The 16,906-nt window shown below is 63.6% G+C and carries 19 protein-coding genes; 7 read left to right on the top strand and 12 right to left on the bottom strand.

The genetic code is table 11. The annotated features are described in order from the left end of the window. Positions 1 to 171: 171 nt before the first annotated feature. From tolB to RQ479_RS25870, 9 genes are all read right to left on the bottom strand, one after another. Positions 172 to 1,482: a Tol-Pal system beta propeller repeat protein TolB gene (gene tolB / locus RQ479_RS25910; protein WP_292664892.1), complete on the bottom strand. Its 1,311-nt coding sequence runs from the start codon at positions 1,480 to 1,482 to the stop codon at positions 172 to 174. Positions 1,483 to 1,522: 40 nt separating this feature from the next. Continuing rightward, entirely contained in the window at positions 1,523 to 2,680 is a 1,158-nt protein-coding gene (locus tag RQ479_RS25905; protein ID WP_376702894.1) for a TonB family protein, read from the bottom strand. Between the two features lie 7 nt (positions 2,681 to 2,687). Then, positions 2,688 to 3,146: a protein TolR gene (gene tolR, locus RQ479_RS25900; RefSeq protein WP_254816466.1), complete on the bottom strand. Its 459-nt coding sequence runs from the start codon at positions 3,144 to 3,146 to the stop codon at positions 2,688 to 2,690. A 9-nt stretch (positions 3,147 to 3,155) separates the two neighbouring features. Continuing rightward, positions 3,156 to 3,866: a protein TolQ gene (tolQ, locus tag RQ479_RS25895; RefSeq protein WP_254816465.1), complete on the bottom strand. Its 711-nt coding sequence runs from the start codon at positions 3,864 to 3,866 to the stop codon at positions 3,156 to 3,158. A gap of 292 nt (positions 3,867 to 4,158) precedes the next feature. After that, positions 4,159 to 4,629 (bottom strand): tol-pal system-associated acyl-CoA thioesterase, encoded by a 471-nt coding sequence (gene ybgC, locus RQ479_RS25890; RefSeq protein WP_376702893.1) that lies wholly within the window; start codon positions 4,627 to 4,629, stop codon positions 4,159 to 4,161. 145 nt (positions 4,630 to 4,774) lie between these two features. Then, entirely contained in the window at positions 4,775 to 5,815 is a 1,041-nt protein-coding gene (ruvB, locus tag RQ479_RS25885) for a Holliday junction branch migration DNA helicase RuvB (protein WP_352454896.1), read from the bottom strand. A 43-nt stretch (positions 5,816 to 5,858) separates the two neighbouring features. Beyond that, positions 5,859 to 6,479 carry a Holliday junction branch migration protein RuvA gene (gene ruvA / locus RQ479_RS25880; RefSeq protein ID WP_376702892.1) on the bottom strand — a complete coding sequence of 207 codons (621 nt, stop codon included), beginning with the start codon at positions 6,477 to 6,479 and terminating at the stop codon, positions 5,859 to 5,861. A gap of 10 nt (positions 6,480 to 6,489) precedes the next feature. Next, positions 6,490 to 6,999 carry a crossover junction endodeoxyribonuclease RuvC gene (gene ruvC, locus RQ479_RS25875; protein ID WP_376702891.1) on the bottom strand — a complete coding sequence of 170 codons (510 nt, stop codon included), beginning with the start codon at positions 6,997 to 6,999 and terminating at the stop codon, positions 6,490 to 6,492. A 308-nt stretch (positions 7,000 to 7,307) separates the two neighbouring features. After that, entirely contained in the window at positions 7,308 to 7,835 is a 528-nt protein-coding gene (locus RQ479_RS25870) for a DUF1465 family protein (RefSeq protein WP_376702890.1), read from the bottom strand. 582 nt (positions 7,836 to 8,417) lie between these two features. On the opposite strand from RQ479_RS25870, the gene RQ479_RS25865 reads away from it, so the two are divergent. Beyond that, on the top strand, positions 8,418 to 8,969 hold the full coding sequence (locus tag RQ479_RS25865) for a DUF2269 family protein (protein WP_376702889.1): 552 nt from the start codon (positions 8,418 to 8,420) through the stop codon (positions 8,967 to 8,969). Positions 8,970 to 9,009: 40 nt separating this feature from the next. On the opposite strand, the gene RQ479_RS25860 is transcribed toward RQ479_RS25865, so the two are convergent. Next, entirely contained in the window at positions 9,010 to 9,780 is a 771-nt protein-coding gene (locus RQ479_RS25860; RefSeq protein WP_376702888.1) for a sulfite exporter TauE/SafE family protein, read from the bottom strand. 94 nt (positions 9,781 to 9,874) lie between these two features. Beyond that, positions 9,875 to 10,324: an Lrp/AsnC family transcriptional regulator gene (locus tag RQ479_RS25855; RefSeq protein WP_376702887.1), complete on the bottom strand. Its 450-nt coding sequence runs from the start codon at positions 10,322 to 10,324 to the stop codon at positions 9,875 to 9,877. A 132-nt stretch (positions 10,325 to 10,456) separates the two neighbouring features. On the opposite strand from RQ479_RS25855, the gene RQ479_RS25850 reads away from it, so the two are divergent. The 3 genes from RQ479_RS25850 (at position 10,457) to RQ479_RS25840 (ending at position 13,198) form a co-directional block, all read left to right on the top strand. Further along, the gene (locus RQ479_RS25850) at positions 10,457 to 11,341 is read left to right on the top strand and encodes a DMT family transporter (protein ID WP_376702886.1); all 885 of its coding nucleotides are present in this window, start codon (positions 10,457 to 10,459) and stop codon (positions 11,339 to 11,341) included. Positions 11,342 to 11,517: 176 nt separating this feature from the next. Next, positions 11,518 to 12,165 (top strand): thiamine phosphate synthase, encoded by a 648-nt coding sequence (locus RQ479_RS25845; protein ID WP_376702885.1) that lies wholly within the window; start codon positions 11,518 to 11,520, stop codon positions 12,163 to 12,165. Position 12,166: 1 nt separating this feature from the next. Continuing rightward, positions 12,167 to 13,198, top strand: coding sequence for a tetratricopeptide repeat protein (locus RQ479_RS25840; RefSeq protein WP_292664044.1), 1,032 nt, complete (start codon positions 12,167 to 12,169; stop codon positions 13,196 to 13,198). A gap of 44 nt (positions 13,199 to 13,242) precedes the next feature. On the opposite strand, the gene RQ479_RS25835 is transcribed toward RQ479_RS25840, so the two are convergent. Beyond that, positions 13,243 to 14,259 (bottom strand): NAD(P)-dependent alcohol dehydrogenase, encoded by a 1,017-nt coding sequence (locus tag RQ479_RS25835; protein ID WP_376702884.1) that lies wholly within the window; start codon positions 14,257 to 14,259, stop codon positions 13,243 to 13,245. 112 nt (positions 14,260 to 14,371) lie between these two features. Between RQ479_RS25835 and RQ479_RS25830 the strand changes: the two genes are divergently transcribed. The 3 genes from RQ479_RS25830 (at position 14,372) to RQ479_RS25820 (ending at position 16,816) form a co-directional block, all read left to right on the top strand. Then, positions 14,372 to 15,229, top strand: a complete 858-nt coding sequence (locus tag RQ479_RS25830; RefSeq protein ID WP_376702883.1) for a LysR family transcriptional regulator — start codon at positions 14,372 to 14,374, stop codon at positions 15,227 to 15,229. 138 nt (positions 15,230 to 15,367) lie between these two features. Next, on the top strand, positions 15,368 to 15,934 hold the full coding sequence (gene efp, locus RQ479_RS25825; protein ID WP_023678016.1) for an elongation factor P: 567 nt from the start codon (positions 15,368 to 15,370) through the stop codon (positions 15,932 to 15,934). Between the two features lie 81 nt (positions 15,935 to 16,015). Then, the gene (locus tag RQ479_RS25820; RefSeq protein WP_376702882.1) at positions 16,016 to 16,816 is read left to right on the top strand and encodes an inositol monophosphatase family protein; all 801 of its coding nucleotides are present in this window, start codon (positions 16,016 to 16,018) and stop codon (positions 16,814 to 16,816) included. Positions 16,817 to 16,906 lie beyond the last annotated feature (90 nt).

The raw sequence follows: 16,906 nt of genomic DNA, 5'->3' as shown, positions 1-16,906 counted from the left end.
GGCGCCCCGAGGGTCATCCAAGGCTACACAATGAGCGCGGACCGTAGGCGGAAATGCGGCCAAAACGCGACCATCGGGTGAAAACAAGGCCGGAAACGGCGCTTTTCGGCCACCGTTGCCGACGTGCAACTGGGAGCAAAGGATGCTCGAATTGAACATCCTTGCCCGGAACTATTCCAGCAACGGCGACCAGGCCGGATCCGAGGCGAAGTTCGCCGTCGGGATAGATTGTTCGTTGCGGCCGGTGAGATCGACCGAAACAAGTTTTGGTCCACCATTGGAATCGCGGAAGAACATCAGCACCCGGCCGTTGGGCGCCCAGGTCGGCCCTTCCTGCTGAAAGCCGGTGGACAGGATGCGCTCACCCGAACCGTCGGTGCGCATGACGCCGATCTGGAATTCGCCGCCGGTCTGCTTGGTGAAGGCGATGAGGTCGCCCCGCGGCGACCACACCGGCGTCGAATAGACGCCGTCGCCGAACGAGATGCGGGTCTGGCCCGAGCCGTCGGCACCCATCACATAGATCTGGGCGCGGCCGCCGCGATCCGAGGTGAACACCACCTTGCTGCCGTCAGGCGAGTAGGACGGTGAGGTATCGATGGCGGCCGAATTAGTGAGCCTGGTCGTCGAGCGGCTCCTCAGATCCATGGCGAAGATGTTGGAATTGCCGTCGTCGCGCAGAAGACTCATGATCACCTTCTGGCCGTCCGGCGAAAAGCGCGGCGCAAACGTCATGCCGGGGAAATTGCCGACCAGTTCGCGCTGCCCCGTCTCGATCTGCAAAAGGTACACCCGCGGCTGACCGCTTTCATAGGACATGTAGGTGATTTCCTGCCGGTTCGGCGAGAAGCGCGGCGTCAGCACGATCGATTTGCCGTTCGACAGATAGCGAACGTTGGCGCCGTCCTGGTCCATGATGGCAAGCCGTTTCTTGCGCGCATTCTTGGCGCCGGACTCGTCGATGAAGACGACGCGCGTGTCGAAATAGCCCTTCTCGCCGGTCAGCCGCTCATAGATGGCGTCGGCGATGATATGGGCGACGCGCCTCGTATTGGCGTCGTTGGCGAAGAACTGTTCCCCCGACATCTGCTGGCCGGCAAACGTGTCCCACAGCCGGTACTGGGCGCGGACACGGCCGTCAGCCTCCTTGCCGACACTGCCGGTGACCAGCGCTTGCGCATTGATCACCTTCCAGTCTTCGAAGCGCGGCGTGGCATCCGGGTTCGAGATCTTTTCGATGAAAGCGCTTTTGTCGATCGGCGCGAACAAGCCGGAGCGTTTCAGGTCGGCGCTGACGATGCCGGAAATCTCGGCGCCGAGCGCATCGCCGCCCTGGAAGTCCGTGATGGCGATCGGCAACGGCTCGACATTGCCCTTGTTGACGTTGAGCTCAACGAGCGCCCGCGCCGGCAAGGTGGCGGCGGCAGTCATGCCCAGCGCCATCGCTACGATCATCAGGAGCGGCTTGAGGATGGATTTCATGTCTTCTCGCTTCTCTTCGCTGACTCTGTGGGCGCAGGGCCTAAAGGCCGAGCATCTCCCTGGGGTCGAAAGTGACCCGAACGTCGGACCAGATGTCTTGCTTGCCCGCGGGAACTTGCAAGCCGGCCACATCGCATTTCTGAACCGCGCGCACTGCACTTTCGTCAAACGGGCGGTTTCCGCTCGACTTTTCAATACTCGGCCGGCCATCCAACTTGCCGGAGGCGTCGAGATTAAACCGGACCACGACGACGAAATTCTCCGAACCCTCGAGCCCTGCCGGAAGCGTCCAGCAACCACCAAGCTGGGCCTCCAATGCCCCCTGCTCCGATTTCGAAAGCTTCTGGCCCTGATCCTTCTCGCCGCCGAGCGATGCCTGTTGAGTCGAGCGCTTGGCGCCGCCACCGGCCGGCTTCCGCTTGTCGAGCAGAGCCGAAATCTCGTCAGCGTTGAATTGCTTGTCGTCCGATTTCGGCCTGGACGAGGCTTCCTTGACCGGCTTGTCGGCGTCCTTGCGCTCCGGCGCCTTGGCGCTTTCGGCCTGGACCGGCTGCGGCTTCGGCCGAGCCTCAGGCGCCGGCGCCGAGTCGGGAAGCTGCGCCTCCTCGGTTGGCGGTTGCTTGGCAATCGCCTCGGCGACGGCATCCGGCTTGACCTCGGGCTGTGGATCGATCGCGGCAGTCTTGTCCTGCGGCGGCGTGGGCGTCGGCTCCTTGGCCGGCGTCGGCTTGGGCTCGGTCTGCTTGACAGGTTCGGGCTTGACCTCTTCCTTCGGCTGCGGCACCGGCGCTACCTCCGTAGCGGGAATAGGCTTCGGCTCTTCCTTCGGCTTCGGCACGTCCTCGGGCTTGGGCTTTTCGACCGGCGTCGGCGCGGGTGGCGGAGCCGCCGTCGTGTCGACTGGCTGGGGCTTGGGCTCAGGTGTCGGGGGCTTGTCGGTGTCGACGCTGTTCTCGCCGACTTTCTGGGCATCGGGAACGATGTCGGGACGCTGCGTCGGCACCGGCGCCGGCTTGTCGTGCATCACAGCCTTCTTGTCGCCTTGCAGGACCTGCGCCGTCGCTTCCATCGGCACAATCTCGACCGACACCGATTCCGCATCGGACGCAGGCATCGCGGGCGGCGAGGACAACGTGAACAGCCCGAAGGCAATCGCCACCGTATGCAGGATCACCGATGTGGTGAGGCCGGTCCTCATCTTGCGTCTATTGATCCTGTTCCTGCAGTGAAACCAGGCCGATATTCTTGTAGCCGGCAGCCGAGATGCGGGCCATCACCTTCATGGCCGTGCCGTAATCCGTCGCCTTGTCACCCCTGATGAAAATGCGCTCGTCATAGCCGGTCTTCGAGATCGCCTGCAGCTTTGCCACCAGCTCCTCGATCGGGATCTCGGTTTCCTGGAGGTAGATCTGACCGGCCGGGTTGATGGACACGGTTATAGGCTGCGTATCGGCGTTCATCGCTTTGGCCTGGGTATCCGGCAGGTCGATCGGCACGCCGACCGTCAGCAACGGCGCCGCGACCATGAAGATGATCAAAAGCACCAGCATCACGTCGACCATCGGCGTGACGTTGATCTCCGATATCAAGGCGTGATGGCGGCCGCGCCGCCTGTGGCCGCGCCCGCCGCGTCCTCCACCACCTGCGCTTACGGACATTCCCATGATCGTTCCTCAGGCCTTCTGCGCGACTTTTTCATCGATTTGGCGCGAGAGTATGGCGGAGAACTCATCCGCGAAGCCTTCCATGCGCACCGCGATCTTGCTCGCGTCCGACGACAGCTTGTTATAGGCGATAACGGCCGGGATGGCGGCGAGCAGGCCGATGGCCGTCGCCAGCAGCGCTTCGGCGATGCCGGGCGCGACCACCGAAAGGCTGGTGTTCTTCGAGGCGGCGATCGCCTGGAACGAGGTCATGATGCCGATGACCGTGCCGAACAGGCCGATGAAGGGTGCCGCCGAACCGGTGGTGGCGAGGAAGCCCAGCCGCCCTTCAAGCTTTTCCATCTCGCGGGTCAACGCCAGATCCATCGCCTTGTCGATGCGGGTCTGCAGGCCGAGCGGCGATTTCGCGCCCTTCTCGAAGCTTTTCTTCCATTCGCGCATGGCGGCGACGAAGATCGCGCTCATGCCGGTCGTCTTGCGGTCGGCGAGCGTGCGGTAAAGTTCTTCCAGCGACTGTCCCGACCAGAACACCTGTTCGAAGCGGTTGAGCGCCAGCCGCATGCGGGCATAGGCGACGAGCTTGTCGACGATGATCGCCCAGGTCCAGATCGAGGCGCAGAGCAACCCGATCATGACCAGCTTGACCACCCAACCGGCCTGCATGAACAAGGCCCAAATCGATAAATGCGCGCCCGGTTCGGCGAGAGCGATGTTTTCCATGTTACGTCCTTAAAGATTTTCCGGGCGTGGCTGGCGGCTGGCCCATGGGCATCCCTTGTGGTCCGTTCGCGTTAGGCTTGCGGAATAACCCCAAATGCACCGTTGGCGGCCTTTTCGGGGCAAATATTGGTGAAAGGAAGGCGCTTGGATTCTCCCAATCTTAACCAATCCCTTCATGGACCGTTATGGTTAAGGATGGGTTAGGACGTACAGCGCGGCGCATTGCCGCGCCCCGACGAGCCGCCCGGCGATCCTGGCCCCGACCGGGAGCTCCGAGTTGCCGCCTCTGCCCTTATTTGCGCGTTCTGGGCATGAAGGCTGCCACCCAATCCTTGGGAAAGCGCCGCGGCCGGCCGTTCTCGCCGACGATCGCCGCTTCGACCCGCGCCTCGACCAGCACTTCGCTGCCGCGCTTCAACTGTTGCGCCATGACGATGCGGGCGCCGGAAATCTCGTCGGTGCGCGTATCGATGGTCAGGATGTCGTCCATGCGGGCCGAACCGCGGAAGTCGATCTCCATGCGCCGCACCACCCAGACTATTTTCTCGCCATGCTTGCCGTCGGCAAGCTCGGTGTGGTGGACGCCGGTGAGCCGCAGATAATCGGAACGGCCGCGCTCGAAGAACTCGAGATAGCGCGCGTGGTAGACGACGCCGGAAAAATCGGTATCGGCATAATAGACCCGCGCCATCAATCGATGGCCGAATTCCGTCAGCGCGCCGGAAAGTCCGGCGGACAATGCCGATTCACCATGATCGTCCATTGCGCTGTCCTTTTGGTCCCGACGAGCATCTGTTTTGGCACCACCTGTTTTGCGCATAGACAGGCGATGATCAAGACCTGGAGGGCGGAGCTGTTCTCGCTGGCAGTGTTGCTGTTTCCGGGACTATCGGCAACGAAGCCGCAAGCTAGGGCTCTTCCTGGAACAGGCTGATCTGCTGCTGCGCCAGGTCCTTCGGCGCGTCGAGGCCGAGATGCCGCCAGGCATTGGCCGCCAGCACGCGGCCGCGCGGGGTACGCATGATGAAGCCTTGCTGGATCAGAAAGGGCTCGATGATGTCCTCGATGGCGTCGCGTGGCTCGGAAAGCCCGGCCGCGATGGTTTCGATGCCGACCGGCCCGCCGCCGAAATTCCGGGCGATCATCGACAAATACCGGCGGTCGAGCGCGTCGAGGCCGAGCCCGTCGACCTCCAGCCGCGTCAGCGCCTCGTCGGCGATCTTGCGGTCGACATGGCCGTCGCCGGCAACGCTGGCGAAGTCGCGCACCCGGCGCAACAGCCGGCCGGCGATGCGCGGCGTGCCACGCGCCCGCCGGGCGATCTCCAAAGCACCGTCGTCGCCGAGCGGCATGGCAAGGATGCGGGCGCCGCGCCGCACGATCTGCTCGAGTTCCTCGACCGAATAGAAATTGAGCCGCACCGGAATGCCGAAGCGGTCGCGCAGCGGGTTGGTCAACAGGCCGAGCCGGGTGGTGGCGGCGACTAGCGTGAAGCGGGCAAGGTCGATCTTGACCGAGCGCGCCGCCGGCCCCTCGCCGATGATCAGGTCGAGCTGGAAATCCTCCATCGCCGGATAGAGGATTTCCTCGACCGCCGGGTTGAGCCGGTGGATCTCGTCGATGAACAGCACGTCGCGGTCTTCGAGGTTGGTGAGCAACGCCGCCAGATCGCCGGCCTTGGCGATGACCGGACCCGAGGTCGAGCGGAAATTGACGCCGAGCTCGCGCGCCATGATCTGCGCCAGCGTCGTCTTTCCGAGGCCGGGCGGGCCGACGAACAGCACATGGTCGAGCGCTTCGCTGCGCCCCTTGGCGGCCTCGATGAAGACTTTGAGATTGGCCCGCACCGCCGCCTGGCCGACGAAGTCGCCAAGTGTCTGCGGCCGCAACGTCTGCTCGGCATCCTCGCCGCGTCTGTCGGGAGCAATGAGGCGTGGCGAAAGGCTCATGCCGCCTTCCTTGCATATGGCAAGGGACCGGACAAGCAACGTCTCACCGTGCCAGCTCCTTCAGGCCGAAGCGGATCAGCTTCGAAGCGTCCGCCTCCTCGCCTGCCGTCTTCAGCGCTGCCGCCACCGCATTTGCGGCGGTGTCGCGCGAATAGCCGAGATTGACCAGCGCCGAGACGGCGTCGGTGATCGGCGCCGAGGCAACGCCTTCGCCGAGCTCCTGCTTCAGGCCGATGGTGCCGGAGGCAGTGCCCGCATAGGCCGGCGCCTTGTTCTTCAATTCGGTGACGATGCGCTCGGCGACCTTCTTGCCGACGCCGGGCGCACGGCTGACCATGGCGATGTCGCGCAGCGCAATCGCATTGGCGAGATCGGCCGCCGCCAGCGTCGACAGGATGGCCAGCGCCACCTTGGCGCCGACGCCCTGCACATTGTTCATCAACAGCCGGAACCATTCGCGCTCCAGCACCGACTGGAACCCATAGAGCCGCAGCATGTCCTCGCGCACATAGGTCTCGATGAACAGCACCACCGCCTCGCCGGGCGGCGGCAACGCGGCAAGCGTGCGCGCCGAGCAATAGGCGACGTAGCCGACGCCATGCACATCGACGATGCAGAAATCCTCGTCGACCTCGTCCAGCGTGCCTTTTAGCTTGCCGATCATTTGCGATCCCTCATGCCAGCGCCGCCATCCTGTAGGCGATGCTCTGCCGGTGATGCGCGTGACAGATGGCGATGGCCAGCGCGTCGGCGGCGTCGTCGCTGTCGAAAGTCGCCTTCGGCATCAGCACCTTGACCATCATGTGGATCTGCTTCTTGTCGCCATGGCCGACGCCGATCACCGCCTTTTTGACGGCGTTTGGCGCATATTCGGCAACGACGAGACCGGCGCGCGCCGGCACCAGCATGGCGATGCCGCGTGCCTGGCCGAGTTTGAGCGTCGCCGCGGCATCCTTGTTGACGAACGTTTGCTCGACCGCCGCCTCGTGCGGCATCGCGGCATGCAGGATCTCGGCGAGCCCGTCATGCAATTGGCAAAGACGCACCGCCAGCGCGGCCTTGTCATCGGACCGTACCGTGCCGGAGGCGACGAAGCGCAGCGAATTGCCGAGGCTTTCGACGATACCCCAGCCGGTGCGCCTAAGCCCCGGATCGATGCCGATGATACGAATCGCTTCCCCCATCCGCCAAGTTTACCCTTGGCTAGGGGAGCGATGCCAGCGAAATGTGAACAAACCAGCAACGAGGTCTGGCTACGTCCCACAGGCTGCTTGAGAGTTCGCTCTGACGAGAACAGATGGCGTGGTTTTCGAGAACCGAAGCGGAGCGGACGTTTGGTCCGTGAGCACGCATGATTCCGAAAATCGGGTTCGATTTTCGGAAAAGATCATGCGTAATCAAAGTGCTGCAGCGTCCTTTGCGCGTCCAAAGGACGCGCGGCGCTGCAGGTAGCGCAGAAAACCGCGTCAGAGTAAAATTATCGAGCGGCCTGTCAGCCGCGGGCGAAAGCCGTGTTCAGCAGCGTGATCTGGTCTGACACCGGATTGACGCGACGGCTCGACGGCGGCACCTCGGCGAGGCCGCCATAGATCTCCTCGTCCATGCGGCGCACCAGCGCCTGCAGCCGCAGCGAGCGGTTGACGAGGTCGACGAAATCCGTCGGCAGATCGGCCCAGCCGGGCGCCTCCTCATGCGCGGAGGCGGTGTCGAGACGCACCTTGGATTTTTCGGAAGCCACCTGATCGCGGGTCATCTCGCCGGAATTCGCCGCCCGCTGCAAAAGCAGCCACGAGGCGACTTGCATCAGCCTGGTGGTCAGCCGCATCGATTCGGCCGCATAAAGCGTCGCCGCCAGCCTCGACAGCTTCTTGGCCTCGGCGCGGCCCTTGCCGTCGAGATATTCGGCCGCCTGCTCGACCAGGCCCATGCCTTCCTGATAGAGCGGCTTGAAGGATTGGGAGAAAACCCGGCGCTCCGCCAGCTTGATGGTTTTCGCGCTCGCCTTCGAAGGCTCGTTCATCGCTACGCCCCTGCACTTGCCTGACAGCCGGCCGATTCGGCTCTTGGCCGCCATATCCGGCAGCCTAAACGACTGAAGCTTGAAAATGCGCTTCGCTGCCAGCGAAGGCAAGCACATGTTTAACAAACGGTTAACGGCCGCATTTAGCCGGGAGGACGCCCATGCCGGCGCACAAAAAAAGAGCCGCGGATAAGGCGGCTCTCAGGAGTTTAACAGGGAGGCGTCAAACAAAGTGGCTCCAACCACTCGGTAAGAATCCAGATCACTGGATGGACATAGTAAACGCCTGTAAAGCTTAACGAAGCCTTAACGCGGGGCATATTTTTCGATCAAGCGCCCAGCATCTGTGCCGTAACAGCACAGCTGACCGGCCAGGGCGCCGTTCACACCACTGGCTGGAAAGTGGGAGCGACGCGCTTGCGCAATGGTTCCCCCCAGATCGTGACCGAGATACCGAAACAAAACGGCCCTGCGCGCGACATCGTTCCGAAACAGGCGCCGCGCTAAACGCCCGTTCCTCGCAACGAGGCGGAGCAAAACCTTGCGCTCCGGCAATCATCAAAATCTCTCAAGGAGCGAACAATGGACTGGTACTCGGCCGTTAAATTTCTGCACATCGTCTCGGCGATCCTCTGGGTCGGCGGCGGCTTCACGCTGATGCTGCTCGCGGTACGCGCCGACCGCGCTGGAAACGTCGAAGGCATGCTGCAGGCGATGCGCGCCACCGGCGAGCTCGGTAACCGGTTCTTCGCGCCGATGTCGATGCTGACATTGCTCTTCGGCCTCATCATGTGCGGCTTCTGGGTCGGCTTTTCCGATCTGTGGGTGCTGATCGGCCTTGCCGGTTATGCGACGACCTTCTGCATCGGCATGTTCGTCTTCAAGCCGACGGCCGACCGCATGGCGGGCATGATCGCCAAGGATGGCGTGACGCCGGCAGTGCTTGCCCAGGGCCAGCGCGTCCTCAATGCCGCGCGCTTCGACTATTCGGTGATGCTGGTGATCATCGCAGACATGGTGCTGAAGCCGACGCTGCACGACATCACCATTCTTGGCTGCATGGCGTTCGTGCTGGCAACCGGCGCCGCGCTCGCGCTTGGCAGGACGCGGCCGCTGGTGCCGAGTGCCGCCTGAGGTTTAAGGAATCCGGCGGCGGCCGACAGGGGCCGCCGTCTTACAGAAGGCCGGCTATGCCGTCCCACAGAAGCTTGACCGCGACGACCGCCACGGTCGCATAGGTAAAGGGATAGAACAGTTCCGGCCGCATCCGCCGCACCAGCCAGGCGCCGGCGATTGTCGACAGCGGCGCCAGTGGCATCAGCACCGCCGACGCGGTCAAATTGGTGGTGTCGAACTGGCCGAGCGCGAAATAAGGGATGAGCTTCAGCGCATTGGTAACGGCGAAAAAGATCGCCGCGGTGCCCGACAGCACCTTCGGATCGAGCCTGATCGGCAAGGCGTAGACCTGAAAAGGCGGGCCGCCGACATGGGCGACGAAGCTGGTGAACCCGGCAACAGTACCCCAGAAGCCGGCCGCGACGCGGTTGGGCTCCGCCGCGTGGCCGGCACCGTGGCGGAGTTGCAAATAGAGCCAGCGCAGCACGAAGATCAGGGCAACCGCGCCGACGATCAGCCGCACCATCTCTTCGGTGACCAAGGCCGCCGTCAGCCAGCCAAGGGCGATGCCGATCACGGCGCCGGGCATCATGTCGGCCAGCATCTTGCGGTCGAAGATGCCCCACCATGTCCACACCGAGACAATGTCCATCAGGCACAGAATTGGCAGAAGAATTGCGGCAGCCTGAACCGGCGGCATGGTCAGCGCCATCAATGGCACGCCGACAAAGCCGACGGCGCCGCTGAAGCCGCCTTTCGACAGGCCGACGAGGATGACGGCCGGAATGGCCGCGGCATAGAACCAGGGATCGACGAGCAGGCCTGACATGGGGAAGGGACGCTGGAGGGAAGTTGAACTCTGGAATAGACCAGAAATGGCCAGACCGCGACCGCAAATATGTGGGCCAAGCCACCGAAACCCGTCACATGTTTGGCATGTCGAGCGGCGGCGGGCGTCTCCGGATCGGCTGCGCCTTGATGATGGCGGTGCTGGTTTCGGCCTTGTCGGCGATGCGGTCGAGAATCCCGTCGAGCTCGCCGATCGAGCGGACGAACAGCCGGGCAACGAAGCAGTCATCGCCCGTCACCTTGTCGCATTCGCCGAATTCCGGTATTTCCTCGATCAGCTTCTGGACGATGTGCAGCTTGCCCGGCAATGGCCGGATGCGAACGATCGCCTGCAAGGCATATCCGAGCGCCTGCGGATCGATGTCGATGGTGAACGCGCGAATGATGCCGCGATCCTCAAGCCGCCGAAGCCGCTCCGAAACGCTTGGCGACGACAACCCGACCTGCAGCGCCAGTTCCTTCAGCGAAGTCCGTGAATCCTTGACCAGGATATCGAGGAGCTTTCTGTCGAGCTCGTCCAGCATTTTACAATTCCAAGAAAAAGCCGATGTTTACCTAATTAAATTAGGTTCGTTCTGCATATCACCAGTTACAAGTCATGGAAAGGCCCGATCCGCCATGGGATTATGAAATCTCAACGGATTTCAGGAGCATCCATGGACAACACGGTACGCGGCACGATCGAAATGACGGCGGCGATGGCGATCCTCGGCACGATCGGCTGGTTCGTCGTCCTTTCTGGCCAACCTATCATGGACGTGGTGTTCTGGCGCTGCGCCTTCGGTGCGGTAACGCTGCTGATCATCTGCGCGGCGCTGGGACTGCTGCGCGGCAGGCTGTCGCTTCGCATCGTCGCGATCGCGGCTCTCGGCGGTGCTGCCATCGTTATCAACTGGCTGCTGCTGTTCAGCGCGTTTTCGCGTGCCTCGATCTCGATCGCCACGGCTGTCTACAACACGCAGCCCTTCATGCTGGTCGGGTTTGGCGCGCTCTTCTTCTCTGAACGGCTGACGATGACCAAGCTGACCTGGCTCGGCATTGCCTTCGCCGGCATGCTGCTGATCGTGCAGGCCGCGCCCGATGCAGGCGATCATGGTACCGACTACTTTACCGGCGTTGCGATGGCGCTGGCCGCGGCTTTCTTCTGGGCCGTTGCGGCTATCGTCACCAAGAAACTCAAAGGCACGCCGCCGCACCTGATCGCCCTGATCCAGGTCTGCGTCGGCGTCGTCATGCTGGCACCCTTCGCCAATCTCACCCACCTTCCCGTCGATGCGCGGAGCTGGGTCATGCTGGCGACGCTCGGCATCGTCCATACCGGCCTGATGTACATCCTCATGTACGGCGCCATCCAGAAGCTGCCGACGTATCTGCAGGGATCGCTGTCCTTCATCTACCCCGTCGTCGCCATCCTCGTCGACGTGGTCGCCTTCGGCCATCGACTGCAGCCGGCGCAGATCGTTGGCGCCGCCGCGATCCTGGTCGGCGCCGCCGGCATGAATCTCGGCTGGTCGCTGTGGAAATCGAAGGTGCCTGCGTAGAGCCCGCAAGCGGCCAGGCGAGGAGAATTTCGGCCAACGGCCGTCATGCGCCGAGCCCCATAGAATCGTTGACGGCAATCGTGATCCCCCTGCCGCCTGTTCAATCCCCGCACTTTGCTCTATGCCGCAATGCAACCATCTTCGCCCGGCATAGGCGATAACCGGGATCGAATTCAATGAATGACGCAACGCCGCCCAACCGCTGCCGTATCGTGCTGATCGCGCCGCCGAACGTGCCGGCCGAGCGCATCGCCGCGGCCTTCGACGGCGGTGACGTCGCCTCGCTCATCCTGCCGGAAAACGGTATGGACGAGGCCGCCTTCCAAGCCTTTGCCGTGCAGATCGTGCCGGTGGCGCAAGCGGCCGGCATTGCCGTCATCATTGCCGGCGACACCCGCATCGCCGGCCGCGTCCAGGCCGACGGCATCCATGTCGAGGTCGGCAAGGACGAGCTCGCCGAAACGATCGAACACTTCCAGGCCAGGATGATGGTCGGCACCGGCGGCGCCAAGACCCGCGACGATGCGCTGGAACTCGGCGAGGTCAGGCCTGATTACATTTTCTTCGGCCGCTTCGGCTACGACAACAAGCCTGAGCCGCACCCCCGCAACCTGTCGCTCGGGCAATGGTGGGCGGACGTCATCCAGATCCCTTGCATCGTCATGGCCGGATCCGATCTTGCCTCGGTGGAAGCGGTCGCCGCAACCGGCGCCGAATTCGTGGCGCTGTCCAGCGCCGTCTTCGCCGACGGCGTCGATCCGAAGATGGCGGTCGCCGCCGCCAACGCGCTGCTCGACGAAACCGCGCCGCGCTTCGAGGACTGACGTGCGCTCGCGGACAATCCTCTTCAGCGCCTTTCTTGCAACGGCCGTGACGCAGGCGATAGCGGCGGAACCCGTTCCGCTGCCGCAGCCCAGGCCGGATTCCAGCGAACCTGCCGACAAGCCGATTGCCGCACAATTGCCGCAGCCCGCCACCACCACCCCGTTGCCGTCGGCCGACACCATCAACCCCGACCGCTTCGGCGCAAAGCCGTCCGACGCTGCCTACGGCGCCTTTCAGCGCGGGCTCTACAAGACGGCCTACAACCTTGCGCTTTCCCGCGCTCAAAACGGCGATCCGGCGGCACAGACGCTGGTGGCCGAGATCTTGTCGCGCGGCCTCGGCGTGCCGGTCGACGCGGCAGGGGCGGCGAAGTGGTATGCGCTTGCCGCCGAGCAGGGCGTCCCGGAATCGCAATTCCAGTATGCGCTGATGCTGCTCGACGGCCGCTACGTCAAAAAGGACGAGAAGGAAGCCTATGCGCTGATGCAGGCCGCAGCCGAGGCCGGCAACCGCCTGGCGCAGTTCAATTTTGCGCAGCTGATGGTCGAACAGGAGCCCGGCGATGCCGGTATTGCCAAAGCCGTATCCTATTACGAGCGCGCTGCCGCGACCGGGCTTGCCGACGCACAATATGCGATGGCACAGGTCTACGCCAATGGCGCCGGCGGCAAGCCGCGCGACGATGTCCGCGCCCGCGGCCTGCTGGCACAGGCCGCGCGGCAGAACTACGACACGGCACAGATCGATCTCGCCACCTGGATGATCGAGGGGCGCGGCGGCGTCCGCGACCTGAAATCCGGCTTCAACTGGATGAAACAGGCCGCAGAAGGCGGCAATGTCGCCGCCCAGAACCGTCTCGCCAAGCTCTACATGAACGGCATCGGCACCGATCCGGATCTGATCCTCGCCGGCGCCTGGTATGTTGTCGCCCGCCGCGCCGGGCTCATCGACCAAGAGATGGACGATTTCCTGCAGGGCCTGACCGACGAGCAGACGCAGCAGGCGCTGCAACGGGCCAACCGCCTGCCCTGATCGCGATCTCGCGATTCATTGCACCCGGACTCGCAAGCGCGGGCTTATTGCATGTGATCGAGGACGACCTTGCCGAAGGGCGAGCCGTGTTCAAGGTATCGAAAGGCTTCGGCGGCCTGGCTCCACGGCACGACCCGGTCGATCACCGGTCTCAACCGGTTGACGACAATGGCCCGGTTCATCGCCTCGAAAGATTCTCGTGAGCCCACCGGTATGCCTCGCGCCCGGACCTGCCGGCGGAAGATGTCGAGCGGGTTGATGGCGCCGTCACTGCCGCCGAGATAGCCGATGACGTTGATCTGGGCGCCCCGCGCCGCTGCCCTCAGCGATTGTGCAAAACTCTGCGGTCCGCCAACCTCGATGATATGGTCGGCGCCGCGGCCCTCGGTCAATCCCAGCACGGCCGATGCCCAATCGGGGACGCTGCGATAGTTCACTCCATCCTGCGCGCCAAGTTGCTTTGCCCGCGCAAGCTTCTCGTCGCTGCTCGACGTCACGATGACGCGCGCCCCGGCAGCGGCGGCGAACTGCACCGCAAATAGCGAAACGCCGCCGGTGCCGAGGCAAAGCACGGAGTCGCCGGGTTTGACGCTGCCCTCAGTAAACAGCGCGTGCCATGCCGTCACGCCGGCGCAGGGCAGGGTCGCCGCCTCGAGGTCGCTCAGATTGGCCGGCGCCAGCACCGCCGCCTGTTCGTCGAGCCGGGCAAATTCGCTGAGCAGCCCGTCGATCGGGCCGCCGCGTTGATAGGAGGGCTCGGCCATCGCGAAACTGCCGCCGACCCAGCGCTGCCAGAACGTGCCGCAGACCCGGTCGCCGATCTTGAACCGGCTGACCTCGCCGCCGATGGCAATGACTTCGCCGACGCCGTCCGACAGCGGCACCAGCGGCAATGCAAACTTCGTGTGATAGCTGCCGCGGACGATCTCGGCATCGCGGTAGTTAAGCGCCGTCGCTTTGACCTTCACAATCATCTCGTGGCGCCCTGGCTCAGGCATCGGCCGCTCGACCATTCTGAGGTTCTCGAGGCCGCCCGGGCTCTGCAATTCGATCGCTTTCATCGTCGTTCCTTTCCGGCTGGGTCCTGTCGGAGGAAAATCGCTTGCCATCCATCGGATTTCAAATTCATAATGTTCAGGATAATTATGCTTCTATGACATGTTCGGGTGTGTCGTGCTTGAAGAACTGAAAACACTGGCCCTCTTTGCCGAGGAGGGTTCGATTCAGAAGGTGGCTCGACGCCTGCCATTGACGCAGCCGGCCGTCACCCGCCAGATCCAGCGGCTGGAGGAGATGCTCGGCACGGAATTGCTCGACCGCCGGCTAAAGCCGTCGCGACTGACCCCGGCCGGCGTAGAGGTGCTGGCACGCGGCAAGGACATTCTCGCCGCCGTCGACGCGCTGAGATCATTCGCCAAGGGCGACGAGCCGGAGGGCCTGCTGCGGCTCGGCCTCGCGCATGGACTTTGCGATAAAGCCGTGGCCGCCGCCATTGCTGATGCCGTGGCGCGGTTTCCGAAGGTCTCGCTTCGTCTGAAGAGCGGCTGGAGCCTCGAGCTGGCCGACCAGCACAAGCGCGGACAGCTCGACCTCGCCTTCATCCTGGACGGCAGCAATTCCAAAACTGGCGACGGCGTTGTCGGAACCGAGCCCCTCGGCATCATCGCTGCCGAAAACACCGGCCGGCAGGCCGACGTCAAGACCATGCCCTGGGTCCTCAGCCCTGAGCCTTGCGACGCGCGCCGGCGGCTGGCGGCTGCCCTTGCCGAGGGCGGCCACAGGTTGATGGTCGGCGCCGAGATTCAGGACAGCGCGCTGCAGATCGACTGGGTTCGTCGAGGCCAAGGCCTTGGCCTGCTGCCCACGCGGCTGCTGCGGGAAAAGCTGCCGCAGGGTATTGCCCTGGTCGACGCTCCCGGCCTCGAGCTGTCGCTGCGAATTGTCGTCCTGCGTTCGCCGCACCTGCATCTTTTGACGGAGGCGGCCGACGCAGTGACCGAGGCCGTCACCGCGACTGTCAGGACGGACTGAGGCTGCCACGCCGCGCTGCCGGGCCAGCTTCGTTGCCGCTTCATCGGAAGGCGCTCCTTGCCTCTGCTGGCGATTTGTGGTCTTGGAGGCGCCAAATTGCCCTTTGCGGCGATCATCTCATTTCCGGATCACCTCATCATGGCCAAGATCAATGGCAACGAAATCCGTCCCGGCAACGTCATCGAGCATGATGGCGGCCTTTGGGTGGCGGTCAGGACCAACACCGTCAAGCCCGGCAAGGGCGGCGCCTACAACCAGGTCGAACTCAAGAACCTGATCAACGGCACCAAGCTCAACGAGCGCTTCCGTTCGGCCGAGACGGTCGAACAGATCCGGCTCGATCTGAAGGATTTTTCCTTCCTCTACGAGCAGGGCGACGCGCTGGTGTTCATGGACACCGAAAGCTACGAGCAGCTCGAACTGCAAAAGGAGTTCGTCGGCGATCGCGCCGCCTTCCTGCAGGACGGCATGATGGTGACGGTCCAGCTCTATGACGAAAGGCCGATCGGCATTTCGCTGCCGGACCAGGTCACGCTGACCATCACCGAGGCCGACCCGGTGGTAAGGGGCCAGACGGCAGCCTCGTCCTACAAGCCGGCGATACTCGAAAACGGCATCCGCGTGCTGGTGCCGCCGTTCATCGGCTCGGGCGAGCGCATCATCGTCGATACCAACGAAATCACTTACGTGCGCCGCGCCGACTAAGGCGTGATCCCGAAGAGTTGCAGACTTTTTGGATAAGATCATGCGTCAGGGCAAATAGGCGCAGCGACAGGAAGAACAGCTATGGCGCGTTCCGCGATCCTCAATGTCATGGTCCAGGCCGCAATGAAGGCCGGCCGCTCGCTGTCGCGTGACTTCGGCGAAGTGCAGAACCTGCAGGTCTCGATGAAGGGGCCGGGCGACTATGTCAGCCAGGCCGACCGCAAGGCCGAAGACATCGTCTTTGCCGAACTGTCCAAGGCGCGGCCCGGCTACGCCTTCCTGATGGAGGAACGCGGCGTGATCGAGGGCGACGACGGCCAGCACCGCTGGATTGTCGACCCGCTCGACGGCACCACCAATTTCCTGCACGGCATTCCACTCTTTGCCGTTTCGATCGCGCTTGAGCGCCAGGGCCAGATCGTCGCCGGCGTCGTCTACAATCCGGCGATGGATGAGCTCTATACCGCCGAGCGCGGCGGCGGCGCTTTCATGAACGACCGCCGGCTGCGCGTCGCCGGCCGCACCAAGCTGGTCGATGCGGTGATCGGCTGCGGCATGCCGCATCTCGGGCGTGGCCAGCACGGCAATTTCCTCATCGAGTTGCGCAATGTCATGGCCGAGGTCTCTGGCGTCCGCCGTCTCGGCTCCGCCTCGCTCGATCTCGCCTACGTCGCCGCCGGCCGCATGGACGCGTTCTGGGAAACCGGCCTGTCGGCCTGGGATGTCGCCGCCGGCATTTTGCTGATCCGCGAGGCGGGCGGTTTCGTCTCCGACTTCGCCGGGGGACAGGATGTGCTGAACGCCGGTTCACTGGTTGCCGGCAACGAACTCATCCAGCGCGCGCTGTTGAAGACTATAAAAAGGCCACTCTCAGCCAGCTGATAGAGGCACGCCGCGCTGAAGCGCCGCAGTCGCAAAACCGCAACCAAAGCTTGAAATACTGTCCCGCGGCCGCCCAGATAAGGCGACGCA

Origin of the sequence: Mesorhizobium sp. ISC25, from assembly GCF_042295465.1 — a bacterium.
Lineage (GTDB): Bacteria > Pseudomonadota > Alphaproteobacteria > Rhizobiales > Rhizobiaceae > Mesorhizobium.
Note: the sequence above shows the minus strand (reverse complement) of the source record. Positions and strands in the feature narration are given on the sequence as shown.